This window comes from Achromobacter sp. 1011791174 (assembly GCF_059760925.1).
Map to the genome: position 1 here is coordinate 22,183 of NZ_JCBANH010000047.1, position 24,592 is coordinate 46,774.

The following is a 24,592-nucleotide window of genomic DNA, read 5'->3' on the forward strand; positions in this document are numbered from 1 at the left end:
GTCCGGATTAGGGACGGCCACCGGTCGGGAAGGGCCACGACGCGGCGGGGTTCAGCGCGGTCTTCGCACCCGGGGCAGCAGCCGTGGACGGCGGCGTGGCGGGCTTCTTCGGAGCGGCTTTCTTCGCAGCGGGCTTCTTGGCGGCCGGGGCCTTCTTGGCAGCCGGGGCAGCCTTCTTGGCTACGGCCTTCTTGGCAGCAGGCGCCTTCTTGGCTACGGCCTTCTTGGCTGTCGGTTTCTTGGCGACAGCCTTCTTGGCAACCGCCTTCTTGGCGACGACCTTCTTGGCTACCGCTTTCTTGGCGACGGCCTTTTTGGCGACGGCCTTCTTGGCTGCGGGCTTCTTGGCCGCGACCTTCTTGGCGACGGCCTTCTTGGCTACCGCTTTCTTGGCGACCTTCTTGGCTGCCGGCTTCTTGGCGGCGACCTTCTTGACTGCCGGCTTCTTGGCGGCAACCTTCTTCACCGCCGGCTTCTTGGCGGCGACCTTCTTCACTGCAACCTTCTTGGCGGCAGCTTTCTTGGCCGGGGCGGCCTTCTTCGCTACTGCCTTCTTGGCGGCGGGCTTCTTCACCGCTTTCTTTACGGCTTTCTTGGCTGTTGCCATGGTCATGCTCCTTAGGTTCAGGGGTCCCAGAACTTAAACCCGTGCCCCGACCCGCCAACAAAGCGGACCGTGCCCGGGCTATTCATCGGCGCATGCCGCTGTTCTGTGCGAGCAACAGCTACTACGGTTTGCGCTAATGAATTCGGCACAGCCATTTGATATGGCCCCCGCTCCTTTGGCGCGAGCCATTTCAAATGGCGCCGGCAGGTCAGCCTGAAACAGGCCGCCTACCGCTAGTCTTGCGTGTTCGAAGCACCCTGACCGGGGAGCGCGCCGCCATGGCCTGTCGCGAACGCGACGCCTCGTGCTTGAGGCGTGCCCGCGCCGGGCCTGGCGGCGTACGGCTTTACTCCCAGCTCAGCGTGCCACCGGTTTGGTATTCGATCACGCGAGTTTCAAAAAAGTTGCGTTCCTTCTTAAGGTCGATCATCTCCGCCATCCACGGGAAGGGATTCTCTTCCTGGGGGAACAGCGGTTCGATGCCGATCTGTTGGCAGCGACGGTTGGCGATGAAGCGCAGGTAGGACTTGAACATCGGAGCGTTCAGGCCCAACACGCCGCGCGGCATCGTGTCTTCGGCGTAAGCGTATTCGAGTTCGACCGCTTTGCGGAAGAGTTCTCTGATTTCTTCGCGGAATTCCGGCGTCCAGAGATGCGGATTCTCAAGTTTGATGGTGTTGATCAGGTCGATGCCGAAATTGCAGTGCATGGATTCATCGCGCAGGATGTACATGTACTGCTCGGCCGCGCCGGTCATCTTGTTCTGGCGACCCAGCGCCAGGATCTGCGTGAACCCGACGTAGAAGAACAGGCCTTCCATCAGGCACGCGAAGACGATCAGCGACTTCAGCAGCGTCTGGTCGGCTTCCGGCGTGCCGGTCTTGAAGTTCGGGTCGGCGATCGCGTCGATGAACGGGATCAGGAATTCGTCCTTGGCGCGGATGGATGGGACTTCGTTGTAGGCGTTGAAGATCTCCGCCTCGTCCAGGTCCAGGCTCTCGACGATGTATTGGTAGGCGTGCGTGTGGATCGCTTCCTCGAACGCCTGGCGCAGCAGGAACTGGCGGCATTCGGGCGCCGTGATGTGGCGGTAGGTACCCAGCACGATGTTGTTCGCGGCCAGCGAGTCGGCCGTGACGAAGAAACCCAGGTTGCGCTTGACGATGCGGCGCTCGTCCTCGGTGAGCCCGTTCGGGTTCTTCCAGAGGGCGATGTCGCGCGACATGTTGATTTCTTGCGGCATCCAGTGGTTGGCGCAAGTGGCCAGGTACTTTTCCCAGGCCCACTTGTACTTGAACGGCACCAGCTGGTTGACGTCGGTCTGGCCGTTGATGATGCGCTTGTCGGCAACCTTCACGCGGTGCGAGACGGCATCGCCGCTGGCCGCCAGGCCGGCCGCGTGTTCAGGCGCGGCGGGCGTGGGCAGGGCGGAGTCGCCGAACACACCGGTCGCCGCCCGGACTGCGGGCGCGCCCTGCGAGCCCGCCGCGGGCGCGGGGGCTTGTGCAGGTTGCGTGGCGAGGTTGTCGTCTTCCCAATTAATCATGGTTCATTCTCCGGAGGCGGTTATTGGCAGGCTTCGCACTCTTCGAAGCCGGGATCGCCCGGCCGCATGGTGCAAACCGCCCCGAGAACTTCGGGTTCCGGCAAAACAGGTGCAGCGGCCACAGGCGAGGCGGCGGATTGGCCGCCGGCGCTGACGGCGTTCAGTTCGCCGCCGCGGCCCGTGGATTTCTCGGCGCTGGTCGCGCCCAGGGTACGCAGGTAGTACGTGGTCTTCAGGCCACGCTTCCACGCCAGCTTGTAGGTGTCGTCGAGTTTCTTGCCCGATGCGCCGGCCATGTAGATGTTCAGCGACTGGGCCTGATCGATCCACTTCTGGCGACGCGACGCGCATTCCACCAGCCAGCTCGGTTCGACTTCGAACGCGGTGGCGTAGAGTTCGCGGAGTTCGGAAGGTACGCGATCGATGCGGGACAGGCTGCCGTCGAAGTACTTGAGGTCGGCGACCATGACTTCGTCCCAGAGACCGAGTTTCTTCAGGTCACGCACGAGGTAATCGTTTACGACCGTGAACTCGCCGGAGAGATTCGATTTGACGTACAAGTTCTGGAAAGTGGGTTCGATGCATGCAGATACGCCAATGATATTGGAAATAGTGGCGGTTGGGGCAATTGCGATGCAATTGGAGTTGCGCATGCCATGTTGTTTGATGCGCGCGCGCAACGTATCCCAATCGAGCGTGCTCGATTCATCGACCTCGACATGACCACCGCGTTCATCGCGCAGCATCTTCAACGTGTCTTGCGGCAGGATGCCGCGCGACCACAGCGAGCCTTCATACGATTGATAGCGGCCGCGTTCCTCGGCCAGCAGGCTCGAGGCCCAGTATGCGTGATAGCACACCGCTTCCATCGACGTGTCGGCGAATTCGACGGCGGCTTGCGAGGCGTAAGGCACTCGCATCATTTGCAGGCAGTCCTGGAAGCCCATGATGCCCATGCCCACCGGACGGTGGCGCAGGTTGGAATTGCGCGCCTTGTCGACCGCGTAGTAGTTGATGTCGATCACGTTGTCGAGCATGCGCATGGCGATGCTGACCGTGCGCTTGATCTTCTCGTGGTCGAGTTCGAAACCGCCGCCGGCGGCCGGCTTCATGTGCGCGACCAGGTTCACCGAACCCAGGTTGCACACCGCGATTTCGGAGTCGTTGGTGTTCAGCGTGATCTCGGTGCACAGGTTCGAGCTGTGGACCACGCCGACGTGCTGCTGCGGCGAACGGATGTTGCACGGATCCTTGAACGTGATCCAGGGGTGGCCGGTTTCGAACAGCATCGACAGCATCTTGCGCCACAGCGTCAGCGCCGGCATCTTCTTGAACAGCTTGAGGTCGCCGCTGGCCACGCGGGCTTCGTAGCCCAGGTAGGCTTTTTCGAACTCATGGCCGTACTTGTCGTGCAGGTCGGGGCAGTCGGAGGGCGAGAACAGGGTCCATTCGCCGTTTTCCATGACGCGCTTCATGAACAGGTCGGGAATCCAGTTCGCCGTGTTCATGTCGTGCGTGCGGCGGCGTTCGTCGCCGGTGTTCTTGCGCAGTTCGAGGAATTCCTCGATGTCCAGGTGCCAGGTTTCCAGGTACGTGCAGACCGCGCCCTTGCGCTTGCCGCCCTGGTTCACCGCCACGGCGGTGTCGTTGACCACCTTCAGGAACGGGACCACGCCCTGGCTTTCGCCGTTGGTGCCCTTGATGTGGCTGCGCAGCGCGCGCACCGGGGTCCAGTCGTTGCCCAGGCCGCCGGCGTACTTGGCCAGCAGCGCGTTTTCCTTGATGGCGTCGTAGATGCCTTCCAGGTCGTCTGATACCGTGGTCAGGTAGCACGACGACAGCTGCGAGTGCAGCGTGCCCGAGTTGAACAGCGTGGGCGTGGAGCTCATGAAGTCGAACGAGGACAGGATCTCGTAGAACTCGATGGCGCGCGCTTCGCGGTTGGTCTCTTTCAGCGCCAGGCCCATGGCCACGCGCATGAAGAAGACCTGCGGCAGTTCGATGCGGGTGCCGCGGATGTGCAGGAAGTAGCGGTCGTACAGAGTTTGCAGGCCGAGGTAGCCGAACTGCAGGTCGCGGCTGGCGTCCAGCGCCTGGCCCAGCTTGGCCAGGTCGTATTGGGACAGGTCGGGCGACAGCAGGCCGCCTTCGATCCCGCGCGAGATGAAGGTGGGGAAGTAGTCGGCGTAGCGCTGGCTCATGTCGGCCTGCGAGACTTCCTGGCCCAGCACTTCCTTGCGGATCGTGTGCAGCAGCAGGCGGGCGGTGACCTGGCTGTAGGCCGGGTCTTTCTCGACCAGCGCGCGGGCGGACAGGATGGCGGACTTGAACACTTCGTCCACGGGGATGCCGTCGTACAGATTCTTGACGGTTTCCTTCAGGATCGCTTCGGTGTCGATGAACTCGGTCAGGCCCACGCCGGCGGCTTCGATGGTGGCGCGCAGGCCGGCGATATCGAGCGGACGGCGCACGCCGTTGTCGGTCACGTTCAGCGACGGGCCGGCTGCGGGGGTGGCGGCCTGCTGCTGCGCGTCGGCCGCGGCGGCCGCCGCGCGTTCCTGGGTGCGCTTCTCGCGGTACAGCACGTAGGAGCGGGCCACGTCATGCTCGCCCGAGCGCATCAGCGCCAGTTCGACCTGGTCCTGCACGTCTTCGATATGGAAGGTGCCGCCGCCGGGACGGTTGCGCACCAGCGCGTTGACGACCTGCTTGGTCAGCGATTCGACCAGCTCGCGCACGCGGGCCGAAGCCGCGCCCTGGCCGCCATTGACGGCCAGGAAGGCCTTGGTCATGGCGATGGCGATCTTGCTGGGCTCGAAACCGACCACCGAGCCATTGCGGCGGATCAGGTTGTAGCTGCCCCACTGACCGCCGTTGGCGTCGGTCGAAGCATCGGTTTGGGAGGGCGGCACGGCCGTGGGCCGGGTCACAGAGGCGATCGTAGTCTGCATGGAAGCTCCTGTGTGGAAAGCGCGTAGATAGGGCGCGACGGCATCGCGCCGGATACGGAATGGGTTCTGTTTTGAGGGGGATCGCGACGCTGGGACGGTGTCGTCCGGATGGCGTGGCCGACGGGAATCAGCGCTTGGGCGACCACAACATGTAGTGTAGCACCCCTCATTTCGCACTAATTCTAGTGATCGACTAAGACAGCTACAAGAAGAAGATGTGACCATGCCTCCAAAAGATTGTTACGAAATGCACTGGGCGCGCCCAGCAAGGCGCGCCCAGGATCGGACTCGTGAGAGCGAGTGTTTACGCGGTTTTGCGCAGGGGCATGTCGCGAGGCGCAGGCGCCGTATAGCTTTGCATCAAGCGCGCCAACTCGGTCCGGTACTTCTCGACGTTCGCGGCCTTCACGTGGCCGAAGCCGCGTACCGTTTCCGCGAGGGCGGCGATGGTGGCCGCCTGTCCGAGCTTGTCCGCGTTCAAGCCGTCGAGCAACTGATCCACGGTCTGGCGGTACTCGGCGATCAGGGCGCGTTCCATCTTGCGTTCGGCGGTCCGGCCGAACGGGTCGAGCCAGGTGCCGCGCACACGCTTGAAGCGGGCCAGCAGCTTGAGCGCGGTCATGGTGCGCGGACCCAGCGTCATCTTGCGCGGCACGCCGGTGCGCGGATCCTTGCGCGCGAAGATCGGCGGCGCCATGTGGAAGCGCAGGCTGTATTCGCCTTCGAACTGGTCCTGGAGCTGGGCCCGGAACGCGTCGCCGGTGTAGAGCCGCGCCACTTCATACTCGTCCTTGTAGGCCATGAGCTTGAACAGGCTGCGCGCCACCGCCAGCGCCAGCCGCGGCTTGGCGTCGGGCGCCAGTTCGCGTTCGCGCGCCGCGACCCGCTCGACCACGTCCTGATATTGACGGGCGTAGTCGGCGTCCTGGTAGGCGGTCAGGTCGGCCAGGCGGCGCGCGACGGCGTGCTCGAACGATTCCGGCACATGCAGTTGCACGACTTGGGCGCGCGGACGCAGCGCGGTCGAGAGCGCGTCGGGCTGGTGCGCCGCCAGGCGGCCGCTGTCGAAGGCGGCCCGGTTCGCGGCCACGGCCACGCCGTTCAGCTCGATGGCGCGGTTGATGGCGGCGTGCGACAGCGGCACGCCGCCGCGCTGCCAGGCATAGCCCAGCATGAACATGTTCGACAGGATGCTGTCGCCGAACAGGGCCAGCGCGGCCGCGTGCGCGTCGATCGCGGCGGTATGCGCATCGCCGGCGGCGTGGCGGATCTTGGCCAGCAGCGCCTCGGGGCGCATGGCCGCGTCCGGATTGCGGGTGAACTCCGACACCGGAGCCACATAGGTGTTCACGGTGACCTGGGTGTGGCCGTGGCGCAGCGCGCCCAGCGAGTCCGGCGCCACCGAGGCCACCGGGTCGCACAGGATGGCGGCGTCGGCCTGCTGCCAGTCCAGCCGCACGGGGCCGGGCTGGGCGCCGGCCGGCGCCAGCCGGATGTGGCTGACCACGGTGCCGCCTTTCTGCGCCAGGCCGGTCAGGTCGAGCACGGCGGCCGACAGGCCTTCCAGGTGCGCGGCCATGGAAATGATCGCGCCGATGGTGATGACGCCGGTGCCGCCCATGCCCGCCACCAGCAGGCGGTACGGCCGGTCCAGCGCGGCCGGCGCGGGCGCCGGCAGTTGCGCGATGAGCTGCTGCAGCCGCTCCTGGTCGGCCTTGGGCGCGGCGCTTTTCCTCGGCTTGCCGCCCATGACGGACACGAAGCTGGGACAGAAACCCTCGGCGCAGGAGTAGTCCTTGTTGCAGCTGGATTGGTCGATGGCGCGCTTGCGGCCGTAGGGCGTTTCCAGCGGCACCACCGACAGGCAGTTCGATTGCACGCCGCAGTCACCGCAGCCTTCGCAGACCGCGCTGTTGATCAGCATGCGGCGGGCCGGGTCGGGGAACTGGTTCTTCTTGCGGCGGCGGCGCTTTTCGGCGGCGCAGGTCTGGTCGTGGATCAGCACGGTGACGCCGGGAATCTCGCGCAGTTCGCGCTGCAGCGCGTCCAGCTCGCGGCGGTGGTGCACGCGGATGCCGCCCAGGTCCACGCCCTGGTATTTCTCGGGTTCGTCGGAGGTGACGACGATGCGGGCCACGTTCTCGCCGCGCAGTTGCTGGCAGATCTGCGGCACCGAGATCGGGCCGTCCACCGGCTGTCCGCCGGTCATGGCCACGGCGTCGTTGAACAGGATCTTGTAGGTGATGTTGGCGCGCGCCGCGACCGCCTGGCGGATGGCCAGGTAGCCGGAGTGGTAGTACGTGCCTTCGCCCATGTTCTGGAACACGTGCGGCATCTTGGTGTAGCGGGACAGACCGATCCAGTCCACGCCTTCGCCGCCCATCTGGGTCAGGCCGCCGGTGTCGCGGTCCATCCAGGCTGCCATGTAGTGGCAGCCCACGCCCGACAGGGCCTGGCTGCCCTCGGGCACCTTGGTCGAGGTGCTGTGCGGACAGCCCGAACAGAAGTAGGGGCGGCGGCGCATGCCGTCGGCCTCGTTGGACAGCGGCGCCTGGCACTCGAAACCGGCCAGGTCGCCGGCGGCGGGCAGGCCGGCCGCGCGGGCCAGCCAGGCTGCCAGCGGCCGCGCCAGCAGCGACGGGCGCAGCTGCCCGGCCGAGGGCACCAGCGCTTCGCCGTCAAAGCCTTTCTTGCCGATGACGGTGGGGCGGTCTGGCTGGTTGAACAGCAGGTCCTTGATCTGGCTTTCGACCACCGCGCCCTTTTCCTCGATCACCAGGATGTGCGAGAGGCCGCGCGCGAATTCCAGCAGGCGCCCGGCGTCCAGCGGCCAGGTCAGGCCGGGCTTGTAGATGCGTACAGGCGCGTTGGCGGTGACGGTGTCCACGCCCAGCCGCGCCAGCGCTTCCATGGTGTCCAGGTGCGCCTTGCCGACCGTGACGATGCCGGCCACGGCCTTGGGCGCCGGACAGGCGAGCTTGTCGATGCTGTGGCGGCGCGCGAAGGCGGCCACCGCCTTCATGCGCAGGTTCATGCGCGTCTCGACCGCCAGCGACAGGAAGTCGCGGGCCGAGTACTCCAGCATTTCGGGCGGCAGGTCCGGATCCGCCGGCATGTCGTAGTGTTGCGGCGGCGCGGGCGTGAAGGAATGGCCGCATTCGATGGTCTCGGACACGGCCTTGAACGCCACCCAGGCGCCCGAGTGGCGCGACAGCGCCCAGCCCCATAGCGCGAAGGTCTCGTATTCGTCGATGGACGAGGGATGCACGATGGGCATCTGCCAGCCGATCAGCGAGGCCTCGCTGGCGTGCGGGATCGAGGACGAGACGGCGGTATGGTCATCGCCCACCACCACCAGCACGCCGCCGTTGCGCGAGGCGCCCGCGGCATTGCCGTGGTGCAGGGCGTCGCCGGCGCGGTCCACGCCCGGACCCTTGCCGTACCACATGGCGAACACGCCATCGACCTTGCGGTCCGCGCGCATGCCGGCCTGCTGCGTGCCCATGACGGCCGTGGCCGCCAGGTCTTCATTGATGCCGGGCAGGAAGCTGATCTGGTTGGCGTCCAGCGCCTTCTGCGCCTTCCACATGGCCATGTCCACGCCGCCCAGCGGCGATCCGCGGTAGCCGGACACGAAGCCGGCCGTGTTCAGGCCGCGCTCCTTATCCATCCGGCGCTGCGTCAGCATGATGCGCACCAGCGCCTGGGTGCCGGTCAGGAAAATGCGGCCGGTGCTGCGCGTGAGGTTGTCGCCCAGCTGGTAGTCCAGATCCAGCTGAGGTTCGGGGGCGGGGGTGCCGTCCATGGTTGATGCTCCTAGTTTGGCACCATGATAGGTTCGCGGAGCATCGGGTTTATTGCGTTATCGGATCGTGCTATCCCTATAATTCGCAATGAATATTTCGTTTTACCGATAATCAGATCAAAACAGGAGACAAGCCCATATGGACAAGACCGACATCAACATCCTCAAGGCCCTGCAGGAGGACGGCCGGGCCTCGGCGCAGCAGCTGTCGGACAAGGTCGGCCTGTCGGCCGCTCCGGTGTGGCGGCGGGTCAAGGCGCTGGAAGCCAGCGGCGTGATCCAGGGCTACAGCGCGCAGGTGGACCGGGCCAAGGTCGGATTGGGTTGCATGTTCGCGCAGATCAGCCTGGAGCGGCATTCCGCCAACACGGTCGAGAACTTCGAGCGCTCGGTGCGCGACGCGCCCGAGATCCTTGAATGTTATGCGGTCACGGGCGACTCGGATTTCCTGTTGAAGATACTGGTGGAAAGCCCCGAAGCCTACGACCGCTTCCTGCACCGCTTCCTGTTCAACATGCCGGGCATCCGCCAGACCCGCACCATCGTGGCGCTGCGCGAGATCAAGCACGAGCAGCGCCTGCCGTTGTGAGGCGTGGATGTCGCGGCGCTCTTCCGCTCTATTTAAAGAGCACCGCGACGTGGCAGGGCGGCGCATGCAGCGCGTCGACATCGTGCGCGCCCCGAGGCCGTGTCGCTTGAAACCAACGCATTTTTGCGGGTTCCAGCGCTAAAACTGGCGCCGCGCCAGCTCGACTGTTGCGCAATTGCACTAGGCGCGCGCGGTCGCAGCAATCGTCGTTGATTCTTCATCTTGCCCTCTTTAGAGTGCCTGATGTTTGTCGCGCGAGGGGCGCGCCGGGGGATCGGCGCGGCGCGTCGGCGGACGTGTTGAGGAATTCATGAGCAGTCTGTATTTGCGTATGGCCGGCGCGTTTGGCGTCGCCCTGATCCTGGCCGGCTGCGCCGCCAGGAAGCCCGCCGCCATCACGGAGGCCAAGCCCGAGGGACCGCCCAAGCCGCCGGCCTGCGTGCCCGTCAAGAGCGGTGATCCGATGGTCGGCACCTGGTATTCGAGTTCCAAGCCGCGTGGCGTGAGCGGCGACTTCCAGTCGCTGACCGTGCTGCGCGCCGACGGCACCATGGCATACGAGACCCAGCTCAAGATCGGCCGCAAGACGCGTCCGGCCTTGCGCGAGAGCGGCTGTTGGACCGTGGCCGACGGCGTCTACACCATGCGCACCACCGTCTCGAACGGCGAGATCGTGGACTTCGACGATCCCATCTACCTGAACCGCTACCGCGTCGAGAAGGTCGAACAGGCCAAGCTGACGTTGCGCGAGCTGAAGTCCGGCGGGCAGGTCGTGACCGCCCGCCGCATGCCGCAGGGCTACCGCCTGCCGTATTGAGCGTTGCGCCGGGCGGACATTTCGCCCGGCGGCCGGGTCGGCCGCGGCGGGCTGCGGTAAGGTGCGGGTTTCGCCTGCCACCACGTCCCGGCCATCATGCCCGCCCTGTCCTCCGAAGCGCGCGCCATCGCGCTGCTCGCCCTGGCTGCCTTCGTCAGCGCCAGCGCCTTCCGCATCTGTGATCCCATGCTGCCGCAGCTCGCGGCCGAGTTCGGCACCACCACCGGGCAGGCCGCGCGCGCCGTCACGGCCTTCGCCGTGGCCTATGGCGTGCTGCAGATGTTCTTCGGTCCCGTGGGCGACCGCTATGGCAAGTACCGCGTGGTCAGCGTCGCCACCTTCGCCTGCGCGCTGGGCAGCGCGGGCGCCGTCATGGCCCAGTCGCTCGATATGCTGGTGCTGTGCCGGGCCCTGTCGGGCGCGGCCGGGGCCGGCATCGTGCCGCTGTCCATGGCCTGGATCGGCGACACCGTTCCTTATGAGCGCCGGCAGGCCACGCTGGCGCGTTTCCTGACCGGCACCATCCTCGGCATGTCCGCCGGCCAGCTCGCCGGCGGCCTGTTCGCGGACACGGTGGGCTGGCGCTGGGCCTTCGCGGCGCTGGTTTGCGGCTATCTGATCGTCGGCCTGTTGTTGCGCCAGGAAGTCCGGCGCCAGCAGGCGGCCGGCCTGGGCGCGGGCCTGGCCGCCGGCGCGCGCCAGGGCTTTGTCGCGCAGGCGCGGTTGGTGCTGGCCGCGCCCTGGCCGCGCGTGGTGCTGGCGACCGTATTCATCGAGGGGCTGCTGGTGTTCGGCGCGCTGGCCTTCGCTCCGTCCTATCTGCACGAGCGCTTCGATATTTCGCTGACCGCCGCCGGCGCGCTGGTGGCGGTCTATGCGGTGGGCGGATTGCTATACACCGTGGTGGCCGGTCGCATCCTCAAGCGGCTCGGCGAGCGCGGACTGGCGGTGGCGGGCGGGCTGGTGCTGGGCGTGGCCTTCTTGTCCTATCTGCTGGGGCCGGCCTGGGTGTGGAGCCTGCCGGCGAGCGTGCTGGCGGGCTTCGGCTATTACCTGCTGCACGCTACCTTGCAGACCAATGCCACCCAGATGGTGCCGTCCGCGCGCGGCACGGCAGTGGCCTGGTTCGCGTCCTGCCTGTTCATGGGGCAGGCCGCCGGCGTGGCGCTGGCCGGCGCGGTGGTGGACGAGATCGGGGCGGCCGCGCTGTTCGGCGGTTCGGCCGTGATGCTGCCCGTGCTGGGCGCGGGCTTCGCCTGGGCTCTCAAGCGCCGCGCGGCGCCGGCCACGGCCTGAGGCGGCGGGCGCGCCCAAGCGCGGCCTGCTGGCCGCGCGTTTCAGTCTTCCCAGTGGAACAAGGCGTCGAACACGGCGTAGGGCGGATCGGACAGTATCGTGGGGATGCTCAGATCCGGCGGCAGCGGCGCTTCCAGTTCGGCACGCCTGGCGCGCGCCAATCCGTGTCGCTCCAGCACGGGCTGGGCGCGCTCGGCCAGGGCCGCGACCGCCGGCGAGTCCAGCCGGTCGACCATGTCCAGCGCGGGCAGGTAGCTGCTGCCGCCCGTGGCATGGCGCCATTTCTCGCCCTGCATGAAGACGAAGCAGGGCGCCAGCCGGCACAGCAGGATCACCAGGCCGATATGCTGGTCGCCCTTGCCCGTCTTGAAATCACGCTCCTCGCGGTAGAACCAGGCGTCGACGAAGGACGCGTAGCCCGATCCATAGTGTCCCCAGGCGATACGCGAGGCCGCGGGCAGCGTCCGCTCCAGTTCGGCGCAGACGCGGCGGTAGAAACCATCGACCTGGGCTTCGTCGTTGCTGTCCCAGGGATGGCGGCCGCCGATCGGGCGTTGTGACGCCAGATTGGTCAGGTCGTCCAGGGACAGTTGCATGGCCGGGCGCGCGCCTCAGACCGAGGCCAGGCGCGCCAGCACCGTTTCCTTGCCCAGCAGCGCCAGCACGGCGTCCACCGCCGGCGTCTGCGTCTGGCCCACCACCGCCACGCGCAGAGGAATGGCCAGCTGCGGCATCTTCAGGCCACGGTCGGCCAGCACGGCCTTGATCAGCGCGGACAGCGCCTCGCGGGTCCATTCGGTGCCCTGGGCGCGTTGCGCGAAGTCCGCCAGCGCCTCGCGCGCGGCCGGCGTCAGGTGCTGTTCGGCCAGCTCGGCGGAGGCCGGCTTGAATTCGCCGCAGAACAGCATGGCGCCGTCGGCGAGCTGTTCCAGCGTTTCGGCGCGGTCCTTAAGCAGGCCCATGATGCCGGGCAGGTTGGTCTTTTCCGGGTGGCCGCCGCGCTTGGCCACGCGCGGGGCGACGCGCTCGGCCAGCTCGGCGTCGTCCATCTGCTTGATGTAGTGGGCGTTGACCCAGTTCAGCTTCTTCGGGTCCCACTGCGAGGCGGACTTGGACAGGTGGCGGGTGTCGAACCAGCTCACCAGCTGCTCGCGGCTGAACAGCTCGTCGTCGCCGTGGCTCCAGCCCAGGCGGGCCAGGTAGTTGATCATGGCCTCGGGCAGGTAGCCCTCGTTGTCGTATTCCATGACGTTGACCGCGCCGTGGCGCTTGGACAGCTTCTCGCCGTCCGGGCCCAGGATCATGGGCACGTGGCCGTATTCGGGCAGCGCGGCGCCCAGCGCGCGCAGGATATTGATCTGGCGCGGGGTGTTGTTGACGTGGTCGTCGCCGCGCAGCACGTGGGTGATGCCCATGTCCCAGTCATCCACCACCACGCAGAAGTTATAGGTGGGCGTGCCGTCGGGACGGGCGATGATCAGGTCGTCCAGCTCGGTATTGTCGAAGCTGATCACGCCCTTGACCATGTCGTTCCACGAGGTGGCGCCGTCCTGCGGGTTCTTGAAGCGGACCACGGGCTGGCGGCCGGCGGGCACCGGCGGCAGGGTCTTGCCCGGCTCGGGTCGCCAGGTGCCGTCGTAGCGCGGCTTGTCGCCACGGGCGCGGGCGGCCTCGCGCATGGCTTCCACTTCCTCGGGCGAGCTGTAGCAATGGTAGGCGGTGCCGGCGGCCAGCATCTGCGCGACCACTTCACGGTAGCGGTCCATGCGCTGCATCTGGTAGAACGGGCCTTCGTCGGGCTGCATGCCAAGCCAGTCCATGCTGTCCAGGATCGCCTGCACCGCCTCGGGCGTGGAGCGCTCGACATCGGTGTCCTCGATGCGCAGCACGAAGGTGCCCTGGTGGTGGCGGGCGAAGGCCCACGAGAACAGCGCGGTGCGCGCGCCGCCCAGGTGCAGGAAGCCGGTGGGCGAGGGCGCGAAGCGGGTGCGGATGGGGGAGGAAGCGTTGGCGGTCATAGGAAGCGTAGCGGTGATGGCGGCGACGCCACAAAGCGGCGTCCGGCAGGGGCCACATCAAACATGCGGCGGGCTGGTCTTGTTACGATGGACGCTATTTTAGATTAGCGCCCGAATCGCGCCCGCCACCCCATGCTGCGACACGCCCTGGCCCCGATGTTCGAACCCGGTTCGCTGGTGATCGTGGCCGACCGGCCCCTGCCGGCGGCGGGATCCCTGTCGCCGGCGCTCAAGGCCCGCTGCACGGTGGTCGATTGCGCCGTGGGCGAGGCGCCCGAGCTGCCCGCCAGCCTGAACGGCCTGGCGCCGGGCGAGCGTCCCGACCTGGCCCTGGTCTGCGTGTCGCCGGCAGTGCTGCCGGAAACGCTGCGCCGGCTGGCGGCGCTGTCGCCCCGCTCCGTCATCCTGCTGCCGCACGAACTGCCCGATCCGTATCCGCGCGGCACGCTGGCGCTGTGCCGCGCCTGGGCCGAGGAAAACCGCTGCGAGCTGCTGGGGCCGCGCTCCTTCGGCGCGCAGCGCCCGCACGCCGGCCTGAACCTCAGCCAGCACCCGGTGCTGGCGCGCCCGGGCCGGGTGGCCCTGCTGGCCCAGTCGCGCTCCATCATGGCGGCGGTCATGGACTGGGCCGAGGACGTGCACATCGGCTTTTCCGTCGCCGTCTCGCTGGGCGACGAGGCCGTGGTCGGCCTGTCCAAGGTGCTGGACTACCTGGCCAGCGACCCGCGCACCGACAGCATCGTGCTCTATCTGGAGGACGTCGGGCCGGCGCGCGAGTTCATGAGCGTGCTGCGCGCCGCCGCCAGCGTGAAGCCGGTCATCGTGCTCAAGGCCGGCCAGCACGGCGCCGACAGCAGCGATGCTGTGTTCGACGCCGCGCTGCGGCGCGCCGGCGCGGTGCGGGTGCGCTACTTCGTGCAGCTGTTCTCGGCGGTCAAGGTGCTGGGCTATACCCGGCGGCCGAAGGGGCGGCGCGTGGCGCTGATCTCCAACGGCAACGGACCGCCGCAGCTGGCCCTGGACCTGATCGGCCCCGACGCCGCCGTGCTCAAGGCCGAGCTGACGCCCGCGACACAGCGGGCGCTGGCGGCCATGCTGGAGCCGGACGCGGCCATCGCCAATCCCGTCATCACCTATGTGCCGCTGACGCCCGAGCGCATCCGCGCGATCCTCGACGCCGTGCTGGACGATGCAGGCGTGGACGGCGTGCTGGTGCTGCTGGCGCCGGACGCGCTGGCCGACATGCCGGCCGTGGCGCGCGAGCTGGCTCAGGTCGCGCCCAAGGCCAGGAAGCCCGTGGTGACCTGTTTCATGGGCGACGCCGGCATGCGGCCGCTGCGGCGCATGCTGGACGATGCCGGCACTTCGGCGTTTCGCACGCCAGAATCCGCCGCTGACGCCTTCGGCGTGCTGGCCACGCATCACTACAACCAGCAGCTGCTGTTGCAGACCCAGCCGCCCGAGCCCGCCAGCCATGTTCCTGACCTGGTCGCGGCCCGGGACCTGCTGGCGCGGGTGCGCGCCGAATGCCGGCGCGAGCTGAACACGTCCGAGATCCGCTCCCTGCTGGCGCTGTTCTACGTGCCCTTGCGCGATGCGCCGCTGGAGGTGGCCTCGGCCGAACCCGAGTCGCGTCCCATGGCGGTGCGCGTGCGTCGCGATCCGCAATTTGGCCCCGTGATCCGCTTTGGCGCGGGCGGCCCGGACGCCTTCCTGTCGCAGTCCGATCGTGGCATGGACCTGCCGCCGCTCAACGGCTTCCTGGCGCGCCAGCTGATCGAGCGCAGCCGGCTATGGCGCCGCGTGCTGGCGCCGCGCGTCGGCCATCTGGCGGCCGAGGCGCTGCAGCAGGCGCTGGTGCAGGTGTCCGAACTGGTCTCGGAATTGCCGGACATCGAATCGCTCGACATCGATCCGCTCTACGCGGGCGAAACCCAGCTGCGCGCGGGCGGACTGCGCATGACGCTGACCGAGACGCCCGGCTGCGCCACGCCGCAGACCGCCGGCTACCCGCACATGGCGATCCACCCGTATCCGGCGCGGCTGGTGCAGGTGCGACGCTTCAACGACGGCATCCCGTGGGTGCTGCGGCCGATCCGTCCCGAGGACGCCGAGTCGTTGCAGGAGTTCATCCGTGGCCTGTCCGAGCGCTCGCGCTACATGCGTTTCGTGTCGATGATGCGCGAGCTGACGCCGCGCATGGTGTCGCGCTATACCCAGGTGGACTATCACCGCGAGCTGGCGCTGGTCGCCGCCACGCTGGTGCCCAATCCCGCCAATCGCGGCCATCCGAGAGAGGTGCTGGTGGGCTTCGCGCACTATCTGCGCAACCCGGACGGGCGCGGCGCCGAGTACGCGCTGGTGATCGGCGACGACTGGCAGCGCCGCGGCCTGGGGCGTCAGCTGATGTCGGCGCTGATCGACGCGGCGCGCGAGCAGGGGCTGGAATACATCGACGGGCTGGTGCTGTCGACCAACCGGCCCATGCTGGCGCTGATGACCAGCCTGGGTTTCACCAATGATCCCGACCCGGAAGACCCGACCATGCGGCGGGTCTGGCTAGAGGTTTAGTCCCCCCCCCGAAGCGCTGCGCGCTTCCCCCCCAGGGGGGCGCCGCTACGGACCGGCGAAGCCGGCTCCGTGCGGCCCCGATGGGGCGGCGTTTATAGGCTCTGATGGCGTATCAGGGGGCTGCCGTTGACTTGCTCAGCTAAGCACTTCGCGCAGGAAGCGCGAGATGTCGGCCACTTCCTCGGCGCACACGGAATGCGGCATGCCATAGGTGTGCCAGCGCACGTCGCAGCCCAGGCGCTGCAGCTCGGCCAGCGTGGCCTTGGCGCGCGCCAGCGGCACGACCGGATCGAAAGTGCCGTGGGCCAGGAAGATCGGAGTGCGCGCATTGGCGCCGTGGCGCTCGGCCTCGGCGGTGTCCAGCAGCGGCAGGTAGCCCGACAGGCCCATCATGCCGGCCAGCTTCTCGGGCAGGCGCAGGCCGGTGTGCAGCGTCATGGCGCAGCCCTGCGAGAAGCCGGCCAGCACGATGTTGGACGTGGGGATGCCGCGGGCGTTCTCGCGCGCGATCAGCTTGTGGATCTCGGCTTCCGAGCGGCGGATGCCGGCGCCGTCCTCGACGCGCACCAGGTCCATCACCAGGATGTCGTACCAGGAACGCATGGCCATGCCATTGTTGATGGTCACCGGCTGCACCGGCGCGTTCGGGAACACGAAGCGCACCTTGCTGCCGGCCGGCAGGTCCAGCTCCGGCACGATGGGCGCGAAGTCGTTGCCGTCGGCGCCCAGCCCGTGCAGCCAGATCACGGCGTGCGTGGGATTGGGGGCGGTTTCGATCTCGATGCAGTCGAGCAGGTCGGTCGTGGCGGTCATGGATGGAATCAGTGGATGAGGGCCTTGAGCGCCTGGAACAGCGCCCGGTACTGCTTCTTTTGCGGCTCCTGGCCTTGCAGCAGGGCGGCGTTGGCCTGTTTTTCCTTGCGCGCGGCCCGGATCACGGCGCGCAGGTGCTGCACGTCGGCCTGCGGATTGTTCTCCAGCAGGCGGGTCAGGGCCTCGTCGTCGTCGAGCAGGCGGTCGCGCAGGGTCTCCAGCCGGTGCATGGCGGCGGTTTCCTCGCGCGAGCCGTTTTCCCAGACGTCGAGCTGGGCGCGGATTTCCTCGGCGGGGGCGTCGCGCATCAATTTGCCCACGAAATGGGTCTGGCGGCGCAGGCCCTCGCGGCTGGTGGTGCGCTGGGCCATGCGGATGGCTTCGTACAGGCGTTCCGCCAGCGGCAGCTGTTTCAGGCGTTCGGGCGACAGGGCGATCAGCTGCTTGCCCAGGTCCAGCAGCGCGTGCATCTCGCGCTTGACCTGGGATTTGCTGGGACGGTCGTAGCCGTTCTCGTCGTAGCCTTCGTCGACGGATTCTTCTTCGGGATGGGAATTCATGGAAAACTGCGCAATGACAGACTTGGCTATGATAACCGTCTCTGCAAATTGGACAGCAATGGTCAAACCCTCCTCATCCCTGCCGCTGGCGGCAAATCACGCGCGTTTTTCCGAACTCGTCGAGCAAACCCTCGCCTACGCGCGCCAGATCGGCGCCTCGGACGCGGCGGCTGAAGTCTCCGAGAGCCTGGGGCTGTCGGTCTCCGTGCGCAAGAACGACATCGAAACCGTCGAGCAGACCCGCGACCGCTCGCTGGACCTGACGGTCTACGCCGGCCAGAGCCGAGGCTCGGCCTCGACCTCCGATTTTTCCGAGGCGGCGCTGCGCCAGACCGTGGAAGCGGCCTGGCACATTGCCCGCCATACCGCCGCCGACCCGGCGGCCGGCCTGCCCGACGCCGATCAGCTGGCCACCGAATTCCCCGACCTGGACCTGCACCACGCCTGGCCGGTGTCCACCGAAGAGGCGGCCGAGCTGGCCCTGCGCGCCGAGCGCGCCGCCCGCGAGGTCGATTCCCGCATCACCAATACCGATGGCGCCTCGGTGGGCACCTACGAAGGCCAGTTCGTCATGGGCAATACCCGTGGCTTCCTGGGTGGCTACGCCTATTCGCGCCACAGCCTGTCGGTGGCGCCGATCGCCGGCCGCGGCAACGGCATGCAGCGCGATTACTGGTACACGTCCGAGCGCGATCCGGCCAGCCTGGCCTCGCCCGAGGCCGTGGGTCGCTATGCCGCCGGGCGCACGCTGTCGCGCCTGTCGGCGCGCCGCATCCGCACCGGCAAGTTCCCGGTGCTGTTCGAGGCGCCGCTGGCCCTGGGCCTGGTCGGCGCCCTGACGCAGGCGGCCAACGGTGGCGCGCTGTACCGCAAGGCCAGCTTCCTGCTCGACGCCCTGGGCAAGCCGATCTTCCCGTCGCACATCAACCTGACCGAGGATCCGCACGTGCGTGGCGCCATGGGCAGCTCGCCGTTCGACGACGAAGGCGTGCGCACGCGCAAGCGCAGCGTGGTGACGGCCGGCGTGCTGGAAGGCTATTTCCTGTCCTCGTACACCGCCCGCAAGCTCGGCATGACCACCACCGGCAACGCCGGCGGCTCGCACAACCTGACCTTCAGCTCCACCCAGACCCAGGCCGGCGACGATTTCGAAGCCATGCTGCGCAAGATGGGCACGGGCTTCCTGGTCACCGAGCTGATCGGGCAGGGCGTGAACTACGTCTCCGGCGACTATTCGCGCGGCGCGTTCGGCTATTGGGTCGAGAACGGCAAGATCCAGCACGCCGTGCAGGAAGTGACCATCGCCGGCAACCTGAACGACATGTTCCGCCAGATCGTGGCGGTGGGCGCCGACGTCATCTCGCGCGGCACCAAGACCACGGGCTCGATCCTGATCGAGCAGATGGCCATCGCCGGCGTCTGATCCCGTTGGCCGGGGCGCGGCCCCGGCCAACGCCGCCTTGCCCGGCCGCCCGCGCCGTCGCGTCTTTGCAATCCCGCCTTTGCAATCCCTTACCTGCTCGGGAATTCCTCTAGCAATCCCTGACCGCGCCAGCGTGTAATATCCGGCGGGTATTGCTGGAAGTCCCTGGTGTTGCTGTAAAGAAGGAGCAAGAGATGCAACGACGTTCATTCTTGAAACAGGCGGGGCTCGGCGCCGTGGCAACGGGCGCGGCCATCGCCGCGCCGGCATATGCCCAGGATTCGCCGTCGTTGAAGTGGCGCCTGGCCTCCGGTTTCCCCAGCGCCCTGGACCTGCGCTTCGGCGCGGGCGAGACCTTCTGCAAGTTCGTTTCCGAATCCACCGGCGGCAAGTTCAGCATCCGCCACCTGCCCGAGGGCGAGGTCGCGCCCGCGGCCGAGCTGGTCGACGCTGTCGGCGCCGGCAAGGTCGAATGCGCCCACGCCTCTTCCGCGCTGCTGCACGCGCGCAATCCCGCCTTTTGCTTCGATGCCGGCATGCCTTTCGGCCTGACCGCGCGCCAGATGGACGCCTGGATGATGGAAGGCGAGGGCCTGCGCCTGACCCGCGAGCTGTTCAAGCCCCTGAAGGCCGTCAACTTCCCGTTGGGCAATACCGGCGGCCAGATGGGCGGCTGGTTCAGGAAGGAGGTCAAGCGCGTGGGCGACCTGAAGGGCCTGAAGATGCGCGTGGACGGCCTGGCCGCCGACGTGCTGGCCCGCCTGGGCGTGGCGCCGCAGCAGGCGGCGCTGGCCGAGCTGGGGCAGGCGGCCGAGAAGGACGGCCTGGAGGCCGTGGCCGGATCCGGCGCCTACGATGACAGCAAGCTAGGGCTGAACAAGTTCGCCAAGTTCTATTACGGGCCGGGCTGGTGGGCCGGCAGCGGCCAGCTGTCGCTCTATATCAATGACGAGGCCTGGAGCAAGCTGCCCAAGAACTACCAATCGGTGGTCGAGGCCGCCGCCCGTGCCGCGCACGCCGCCGCCTCGGCCCGCTATGACGCGCGCAATCCCGGCGCCCTGGCGCAGTTGACGGCCAATGGCGCGCAGTTGCGCGCCTTTTCCCGCTCGATCATGGACGCGGCCTTCGAGGCCACGCAGCAGCTCTACAAGGAACTGGGCGACAAGGACCCGGCCTTCAAGGCGCTGCACAGCAGCTATATGGGTTTTCGCGACAGCGAGATGCCCTGGTTCCGCCTGACCGAGGGCGCCTACGGCCAGTACCTGGGCGTGGCGCTGTCGGCCAGGAGCTGAGCAGGAAGCCGATGCCGAATGGCATTCGGCAAGGAGTGGGGTTTTCACTGATTTCCCCTGGTTTTTGACTAGAAATCGGGCGGTTTGGCGCCTTTTGTTGAACGGCATTCAAGTTTCGGCCTGATACAAAAGGAGTAATATGCCGGGTCTTGACGCGCGAACGCGCCGCCTTCGAGCGGCAACCGCTGTCAATCCGGCAGGCCTGGCCGACCCGGATTACCAAACATTCCGAGACAGACTTTAGGGTGGTATCAACCATGCAATCGAAGACCAAGAAGCTGCTGGCCGCGCTGATCGCGGCCGGTGTCGTTCCGGCTGCCCACGCGGCCGACCTCAAGCTGGGCGTGGCCGAGGCCCTGTCGGGCGGCGCCGCCCAGTACGGCGCGTCGATCCGCAACGGCTTCCAGCTGGCTGCCGATGAAATCAACGCCGCCGGCGGCATCAACGGCAACAAGGTCGTGCTGGTGATCGAGGACGAACAGGGCAAGAAGGAAGAAGCCATCAACGTCTTCAAGAAGCTGATCTTCAAGGACAACGTCCTGATGGTCTTCGGCCCGACGCTGTCGAACTCGGCCCAGGCCGCCGACCCGATCGCCCAGGCCGCCAAGACGGTCGTCTTCGGCACCTCCAACACCGCCGATGGCATCACCTCCATCGGCAACTACGTGTTCCGCAACTCGGTCACCGAAGCCGACGTGCTGCCGGCCACCATCTCCACCGTCAAGGCCAAGACCGGCCTGAAGAACGTGGCGGTGCTCTACGGCAACGACGACGTCTTCACCAAGAGCGGCTACGACAACTTCAAGAAGGCCCTGGAAGACCAGAAGATCCCGGTCACCACGACCGAGACCTTCGCCAAGGGCGACGTGGACTTCAAGGCCCAGCTGACCAAGATCAAGGGCACCAACCCCGACGCCATCGTGCTGTCGGCCCTGCTGGCCGAAGGCGCCCCGATCATGGTGCAGGCCCGCCAGCTCGGCATCAACCTGCCGGTCATCGGCGGCAACGGCATGAACTCGGTCAAGATCTTCGATCTGGCTCCCGGCGGCGCGTCGAACAACCTGTGGATCGGCAGCCCCTGGTCCATCGAGAACAAGTCGGCCGAGAACGTGAAGTTCATCGACGCCTACAAGGCCAAGTTCAACGGCGCGCCCGACCAGTTCGCGGCCCAGTCGTACGACGCCATGTACATCGTCGCCCAGGCCCTGAAGAACACCAAGATCAGCGGCGACCTGCCCAAGGACCGCACGGCACTGCGCGACGCGCTGCCGTCGGTGCAGTGGACCGGCGCCACCGGCGCCTTCAAGTTCCGCCAGGCCAACGACCGCGCCGGCAAGCCCGCCGGCTACGACGCCGACCAGGCGCCGATCGTCAGCGTGACCAAGGACGGCAAGTACGTCATCGAGAAGTAATCGGCACGCGTCCCCCTGATGGGGGATGCGCCTGGCGCGCGGCCTGGACGGGGCGTGCGCCAGGCGCTTTTCATAGCAGGGCCGCCCCAAGACAAGAACATCCCCCGGGGGCAGCAGGCCCGCGCGGCGCAAGCGGCGCGGGAGCATTTCCTTGTCGCGGGAGCGCTTCAAGCAGAAGCGCATCCGCGGGGCGCAGGCCCGCGCCATCAGCGCGGCGCGGCGGTCCTTTCGGTTTTATCTGGAACGTCCAATCATGTTGGAACAACAATTCGTCAACGCCTTGTCGCTGGGCTGCGTCTACGCCCTGTTCGCGCTGGGCTTCACGCTGGTCTTCGGCGTGCTCGGGGTCATCAATCTGGCGCATGGCGCGGTTTTCATGGTGGGGGCCTACGCGGCGCTGACCGTGGTGCAGAACCTGGCCCTGCCGCTGTGGGCGGGACTGGTGGCGGCCTTCGTCGTCGCGGGCCTGACCGGCGTCATCATCGACTACCTGGTGCTCAAGCCGCTGCGCAAGCGCAACGCGCCTCACCTGATTCCCATGATCGCCACCATCGGCGTGGGCATCATCCTGAACAACGCCGCGCAGGGCATTTTCGGCGCCAGCAACCTGCGCTTCCCGCACGGCACCGTGCCCGAGGAAGTGATCGAGGTCGCCGGTCTGCACCTGACCGTGATCGAGCTGGGCATCATCTTCATGTCCTTCGCGCTGATGGCCGTGCTGATGTTCGTCATGCGCCGCACGCAGTTCGGCCGCGCGCTGCGCGCCATCGCCGAATCGCCCAAGGCCGCCTGGCTGCTGGGCATCAATGTTGAAAAACTGTTCATCACCACTTCGTTCGCCGCCGCGGCGCTGGGCGGCGTGGCCGGCGTGCTGATCGGGCTGTACTCGAACGCGCTCTTCCCGCTCATGGGCCAGCCCATGCTGCACAAGGGCATCGCGGTCATCATCCTGGGCGGCATGGGCGACATCCGCGGCGCCATGCTGGGCGGCCTGTTCCTGGGCTTCGCCGAGGTGCTGTCGGTGGCCTATATCGGCTCCACCATGCGCGATGCGGTGGCATTCGGCCTGCTGTTCCTGATCCTGCTGGTGCGTCCGCAGGGCCTGTTCGGCAAAGTGGTTCAACGCAAGGCGTGAGTGTGATGAGCGGATTCGAAAATTTCTGGGCCATTTATGGCAACCTGGTGCTGACGCTGGGCACCAATGCCCTGCTGGCCCTGTCCATCTGGCTGACGCTGGCCTGCGGCATGCTGGCCATGGCCAATGCGGCCTTCATGGGCATCGGCGCCTACGCCGCCGCCTTGCTCACCATGAACTACGACGCCTCCTTCCCGGTGGCGCTGGCCGGCGGCATGCTGGCGCCGGCCCTGGTGGCGGCGCTGATCGGCCTGCCCACGCTGCGCTTGTCCGGGGTCTACCTGGCCATGGCGACGCTGGGTTTCGGTGAGGTGGTGCGCGTGACCGTGCTGAACACCGAGTCCATCACCGGCGGCGCGCTGGGCCTTAACGGCATTCCGCAGCTGACCCAGTGGTGGCACGTGATCCTGGCGGTCGTCATCGTGCTGTTCGTGCTGTGGCGCGTGCGTGTGTCCAAGATCGGCCGCGCCTTCGACGCCATCCGCGGCGACGAAACCGCCGCCGGCCTGATGGGCATCGACGTGCGCGCCAACAAGATGCTGGCATTCGTGGCGGGCGCCATGATCGCCGGCCTGGCGGGCGCGCTGAACGCTCACCTGACCTTTTTCATCGGACCCAACGAATACGGCTTCGACCGTGGCGTGGAAATCCTGACCATGGCGATCCTGGGCGGCATCGGCGGCCTGGCGGGCCCGGTGCTGGGCAGCTTCATCATCACGGTGCTGCCCGAGATGCTGCGCGGCTTCGCGGATTTCCGCCTGGTCGTCAATGGAGTGATCCTGGTGGTGATCGTGTTGTTCCTGCCGCAAGGCATCTGGGATCCGGCGCGCTTCAAGCGCTGGATGCGTCAGGGAGGCAAGCGCCATGCTTGAGCTTTCCTCCGTCTCCAAGAGCTTTGGCGGCCTGCATGTGCTGCATGACGTCAATCTGTCCGTGCCCCAGGGCAGCATCTACGGCCTGATCGGCCCGAACGGCGCCGGCAAGACCACGGTGTTCAACCTGATCACCGGCCTGCTGCCGCCCAGCGGCGGCGCCATCACGTTCAACGGCGACAGCCTGCTGCGGCGCGCGCCGCACCAGATCACGCGCATGGGCATCGCCCGCACGTTCCAGAACATTCGCCTGTTCAAGGAGATGACGCTGCTGGAAAACGTGGTGGTCGGCGCCTACCGCCACATGAACTACGGCTTCCCCAGCCTGCTGCTGGGCCTGCCGGGATTCCGCGAGCACGAGAAGCGGGCCCGCGAACGCGCCCACGAGCTGCTGACCTGGATGCGCCTGGACCACAAGGCCAATGACCTGGCCGACAACCTGTCCTACGGCGAACAGCGCCGGCTGGAGCTGGCGCGCGCGCTGGCCACCGAGCCCAAGCTGCTGTTGCTGGACGAGCCGGTCGCGGGCATGAACACCGGCGAGCGCGCCGAGCTCATGCGCGAGATCCTGGCGATCCGCGAACGCGGCTACACCATTCTCATGATCGAGCACGACATGCGCTTCGTCATGGGCCTGTGCGAACAGATCGCGGTGCTGAACTTCGGCAAGATCATCGCCTGCGGCGGGCCTGAAGAGATCCGCAACAACGAGCAGGTCATCGAGGCCTACCTGGGCCGCGAAGACGATGAAGACGCCGAACACGCGGAGGCCGCAAAATGAGCGCAATGCTGGAAGTCCGCGGACTCGAGGTCAACTACGGCCATATCGAAGCCGTCCGCGGCATCGACCTGGACCTGAACGCCAAGGAAATCACCGCCCTGGTC

At 67.2% G+C, this 24,592-nt stretch carries 18 protein-coding genes and 1 pseudogene; 11 read left to right on the forward strand and 8 right to left on the reverse strand.

Annotated features, from left to right (window positions below):
* Positions 1 to 7: 7 nt before the first annotated feature.
* From AC6LJ5_RS17175 to AC6LJ5_RS17190, 4 genes are all read right to left on the reverse strand, one after another.
* Positions 8 to 607 (reverse strand): histone H1-like DNA-binding protein, encoded by a 600-nt coding sequence (locus AC6LJ5_RS17175; RefSeq protein WP_498141110.1) that lies wholly within the window; start codon positions 605 to 607, stop codon positions 8 to 10.
* Between the two features lie 346 nt (positions 608 to 953).
* Positions 954 to 2,153, reverse strand: coding sequence for a ribonucleotide-diphosphate reductase subunit beta (locus tag AC6LJ5_RS17180; RefSeq protein WP_212316840.1), 1,200 nt, complete (start codon positions 2,151 to 2,153; stop codon positions 954 to 956).
* A gap of 20 nt (positions 2,154 to 2,173) precedes the next feature.
* The gene (locus AC6LJ5_RS17185) at positions 2,174 to 5,104 is read right to left on the reverse strand and encodes a ribonucleoside-diphosphate reductase subunit alpha (RefSeq protein ID WP_498141111.1); all 2,931 of its coding nucleotides are present in this window, start codon (positions 5,102 to 5,104) and stop codon (positions 2,174 to 2,176) included.
* Between the two features lie 304 nt (positions 5,105 to 5,408).
* Positions 5,409 to 8,909, reverse strand: coding sequence for an indolepyruvate ferredoxin oxidoreductase family protein (locus AC6LJ5_RS17190; RefSeq protein ID WP_392410436.1), 3,501 nt, complete (start codon positions 8,907 to 8,909; stop codon positions 5,409 to 5,411).
* 139 nt (positions 8,910 to 9,048) lie between these two features.
* Here AC6LJ5_RS17190 and AC6LJ5_RS17195 point away from each other — a divergent pair, with 139 nt between their 5' ends.
* From AC6LJ5_RS17195 to AC6LJ5_RS17205, 3 genes are all read left to right on the forward strand, one after another.
* Entirely contained in the window at positions 9,049 to 9,498 is a 450-nt protein-coding gene (locus AC6LJ5_RS17195; protein WP_103272360.1) for an Lrp/AsnC family transcriptional regulator, read from the forward strand.
* A gap of 310 nt (positions 9,499 to 9,808) precedes the next feature.
* Complete coding sequence (locus AC6LJ5_RS17200; RefSeq protein WP_103272361.1) at positions 9,809 to 10,315, forward strand: hypothetical protein; 507 nt, start codon at positions 9,809 to 9,811, stop codon at positions 10,313 to 10,315.
* Between the two features lie 96 nt (positions 10,316 to 10,411).
* Complete coding sequence (locus tag AC6LJ5_RS17205) at positions 10,412 to 11,611, forward strand: MFS transporter (RefSeq protein ID WP_498141112.1); 1,200 nt, start codon at positions 10,412 to 10,414, stop codon at positions 11,609 to 11,611.
* Between the two features lie 41 nt (positions 11,612 to 11,652).
* Here the strand turns inward: AC6LJ5_RS17205 and AC6LJ5_RS17210 are convergent, their stop codons facing one another.
* Together AC6LJ5_RS17210 and gltX are read right to left on the reverse strand one after the other, a co-directional pair.
* Positions 11,653 to 12,207, reverse strand: coding sequence for a hypothetical protein (locus tag AC6LJ5_RS17210; RefSeq protein WP_392410434.1), 555 nt, complete (start codon positions 12,205 to 12,207; stop codon positions 11,653 to 11,655).
* Positions 12,208 to 12,222: 15 nt separating this feature from the next.
* Positions 12,223 to 13,629, reverse strand: a complete 1,407-nt coding sequence (gene gltX / locus AC6LJ5_RS17215; RefSeq protein ID WP_498141113.1) for a glutamate--tRNA ligase — start codon at positions 13,627 to 13,629, stop codon at positions 12,223 to 12,225.
* Positions 13,630 to 13,761: 132 nt separating this feature from the next.
* Between gltX and AC6LJ5_RS17220 the strand changes: the two genes are divergently transcribed.
* Entirely contained in the window at positions 13,762 to 16,200 is a 2,439-nt protein-coding gene (locus tag AC6LJ5_RS17220) for a bifunctional acetate--CoA ligase family protein/GNAT family N-acetyltransferase (RefSeq protein WP_498141114.1), read from the forward strand.
* A 135-nt stretch (positions 16,201 to 16,335) separates the two neighbouring features.
* Here AC6LJ5_RS17220 and AC6LJ5_RS17225 read toward each other — a convergent pair whose 3' ends face one another.
* Both AC6LJ5_RS17225 and yjgA read right to left on the reverse strand, forming a co-directional pair.
* On the reverse strand, positions 16,336 to 17,013 hold the full coding sequence (locus tag AC6LJ5_RS17225) for an alpha/beta hydrolase (RefSeq protein WP_103272366.1): 678 nt from the start codon (positions 17,011 to 17,013) through the stop codon (positions 16,336 to 16,338).
* An 8-nt stretch (positions 17,014 to 17,021) separates the two neighbouring features.
* Positions 17,022 to 17,573, reverse strand: coding sequence for a ribosome biogenesis factor YjgA (gene yjgA, locus AC6LJ5_RS17230; RefSeq protein ID WP_103272367.1), 552 nt, complete (start codon positions 17,571 to 17,573; stop codon positions 17,022 to 17,024).
* Positions 17,574 to 17,631: 58 nt separating this feature from the next.
* Here yjgA and pmbA point away from each other — a divergent pair, with 58 nt between their 5' ends.
* From pmbA to AC6LJ5_RS17265, 7 genes and pseudogenes are all read left to right on the forward strand, one after another.
* Positions 17,632 to 18,996: a metalloprotease PmbA gene (pmbA, locus tag AC6LJ5_RS17235; protein WP_103272368.1), complete on the forward strand. Its 1,365-nt coding sequence runs from the start codon at positions 17,632 to 17,634 to the stop codon at positions 18,994 to 18,996.
* Between the two features lie 194 nt (positions 18,997 to 19,190).
* Positions 19,191 to 20,288: a TRAP transporter substrate-binding protein gene (locus tag AC6LJ5_RS17240; RefSeq protein ID WP_498141115.1), complete on the forward strand. Its 1,098-nt coding sequence runs from the start codon at positions 19,191 to 19,193 to the stop codon at positions 20,286 to 20,288.
* A gap of 257 nt (positions 20,289 to 20,545) precedes the next feature.
* Complete coding sequence (locus AC6LJ5_RS17245) at positions 20,546 to 21,700, forward strand: ABC transporter substrate-binding protein (protein WP_103272370.1); 1,155 nt, start codon at positions 20,546 to 20,548, stop codon at positions 21,698 to 21,700.
* Positions 21,701 to 21,953: 253 nt separating this feature from the next.
* Positions 21,954 to 22,835, forward strand: coding sequence for a branched-chain amino acid ABC transporter permease (locus tag AC6LJ5_RS17250; protein WP_103276307.1), 882 nt, complete (start codon positions 21,954 to 21,956; stop codon positions 22,833 to 22,835).
* Between the two features lie 5 nt (positions 22,836 to 22,840).
* Complete coding sequence (locus AC6LJ5_RS17255) at positions 22,841 to 23,707, forward strand: branched-chain amino acid ABC transporter permease (protein WP_103272371.1); 867 nt, start codon at positions 22,841 to 22,843, stop codon at positions 23,705 to 23,707.
* A complete protein-coding gene (locus AC6LJ5_RS17260) occupies positions 23,700 to 24,488 on the forward strand; it encodes an ABC transporter ATP-binding protein (RefSeq protein ID WP_103272372.1) in 789 nt (262 codons plus the stop codon). The genes AC6LJ5_RS17255 and AC6LJ5_RS17260 overlap by 8 nt, the downstream gene beginning before the upstream one ends.
* Positions 24,485 to 24,592, forward strand: a pseudogene (locus tag AC6LJ5_RS17265) (ABC transporter ATP-binding protein); the annotation flags it as partial. The gene AC6LJ5_RS17260 and the pseudogene AC6LJ5_RS17265, both read left to right, overlap by 4 nt.

Excerpts from the sequence above, each read along its gene's own strand:
- gltX (WP_498141113.1), bottom strand. The coding sequence starts at position 13,629 with ATGACCGCCAACGCTTCCTCCCCCATCCGCACCCGCTTCGCGCCCTCG.
- AC6LJ5_RS17250 (WP_103276307.1), top strand. The coding sequence starts at position 21,954 with ATGTTGGAACAACAATTCGTCAACGCCTTGTCGCTGGGCTGCGTCTAC.
- AC6LJ5_RS17255 (WP_103272371.1), top strand. The coding sequence starts at position 22,841 with ATGAGCGGATTCGAAAATTTCTGGGCCATTTATGGCAACCTGGTGCTG.
- AC6LJ5_RS17240 (WP_498141115.1), top strand. The coding sequence starts at position 19,191 with ATGCAACGACGTTCATTCTTGAAACAGGCGGGGCTCGGCGCCGTGGCA.
- AC6LJ5_RS17220 (WP_498141114.1), top strand. The coding sequence starts at position 13,762 with ATGCTGCGACACGCCCTGGCCCCGATGTTCGAACCCGGTTCGCTGGTG.
- AC6LJ5_RS17210 (WP_392410434.1), bottom strand. The coding sequence starts at position 12,207 with ATGCAACTGTCCCTGGACGACCTGACCAATCTGGCGTCACAACGCCCG.
- AC6LJ5_RS17245 (WP_103272370.1), top strand. The coding sequence starts at position 20,546 with ATGCAATCGAAGACCAAGAAGCTGCTGGCCGCGCTGATCGCGGCCGGT.
- AC6LJ5_RS17175 (WP_498141110.1), bottom strand. The coding sequence starts at position 607 with ATGGCAACAGCCAAGAAAGCCGTAAAGAAAGCGGTGAAGAAGCCCGCC.
- AC6LJ5_RS17190 (WP_392410436.1), bottom strand. The coding sequence starts at position 8,909 with ATGGACGGCACCCCCGCCCCCGAACCTCAGCTGGATCTGGACTACCAG.
- yjgA (WP_103272367.1), bottom strand. The coding sequence starts at position 17,573 with ATGAATTCCCATCCCGAAGAAGAATCCGTCGACGAAGGCTACGACGAG.
- AC6LJ5_RS17180 (WP_212316840.1), bottom strand. The coding sequence starts at position 2,153 with ATGATTAATTGGGAAGACGACAACCTCGCCACGCAACCTGCACAAGCC.
- AC6LJ5_RS17260 (WP_103272372.1), top strand. The coding sequence starts at position 23,700 with ATGCTTGAGCTTTCCTCCGTCTCCAAGAGCTTTGGCGGCCTGCATGTG.
- pmbA (WP_103272368.1), top strand. The coding sequence starts at position 17,632 with ATGGTCAAACCCTCCTCATCCCTGCCGCTGGCGGCAAATCACGCGCGT.
- AC6LJ5_RS17225 (WP_103272366.1), bottom strand. The coding sequence starts at position 17,013 with ATGACCGCCACGACCGACCTGCTCGACTGCATCGAGATCGAAACCGCC.
- AC6LJ5_RS17185 (WP_498141111.1), bottom strand. The coding sequence starts at position 5,104 with ATGCAGACTACGATCGCCTCTGTGACCCGGCCCACGGCCGTGCCGCCC.
- AC6LJ5_RS17195 (WP_103272360.1), top strand. The coding sequence starts at position 9,049 with ATGGACAAGACCGACATCAACATCCTCAAGGCCCTGCAGGAGGACGGC.
- AC6LJ5_RS17205 (WP_498141112.1), top strand. The coding sequence starts at position 10,412 with ATGCCCGCCCTGTCCTCCGAAGCGCGCGCCATCGCGCTGCTCGCCCTG.
- AC6LJ5_RS17200 (WP_103272361.1), top strand. The coding sequence starts at position 9,809 with ATGAGCAGTCTGTATTTGCGTATGGCCGGCGCGTTTGGCGTCGCCCTG.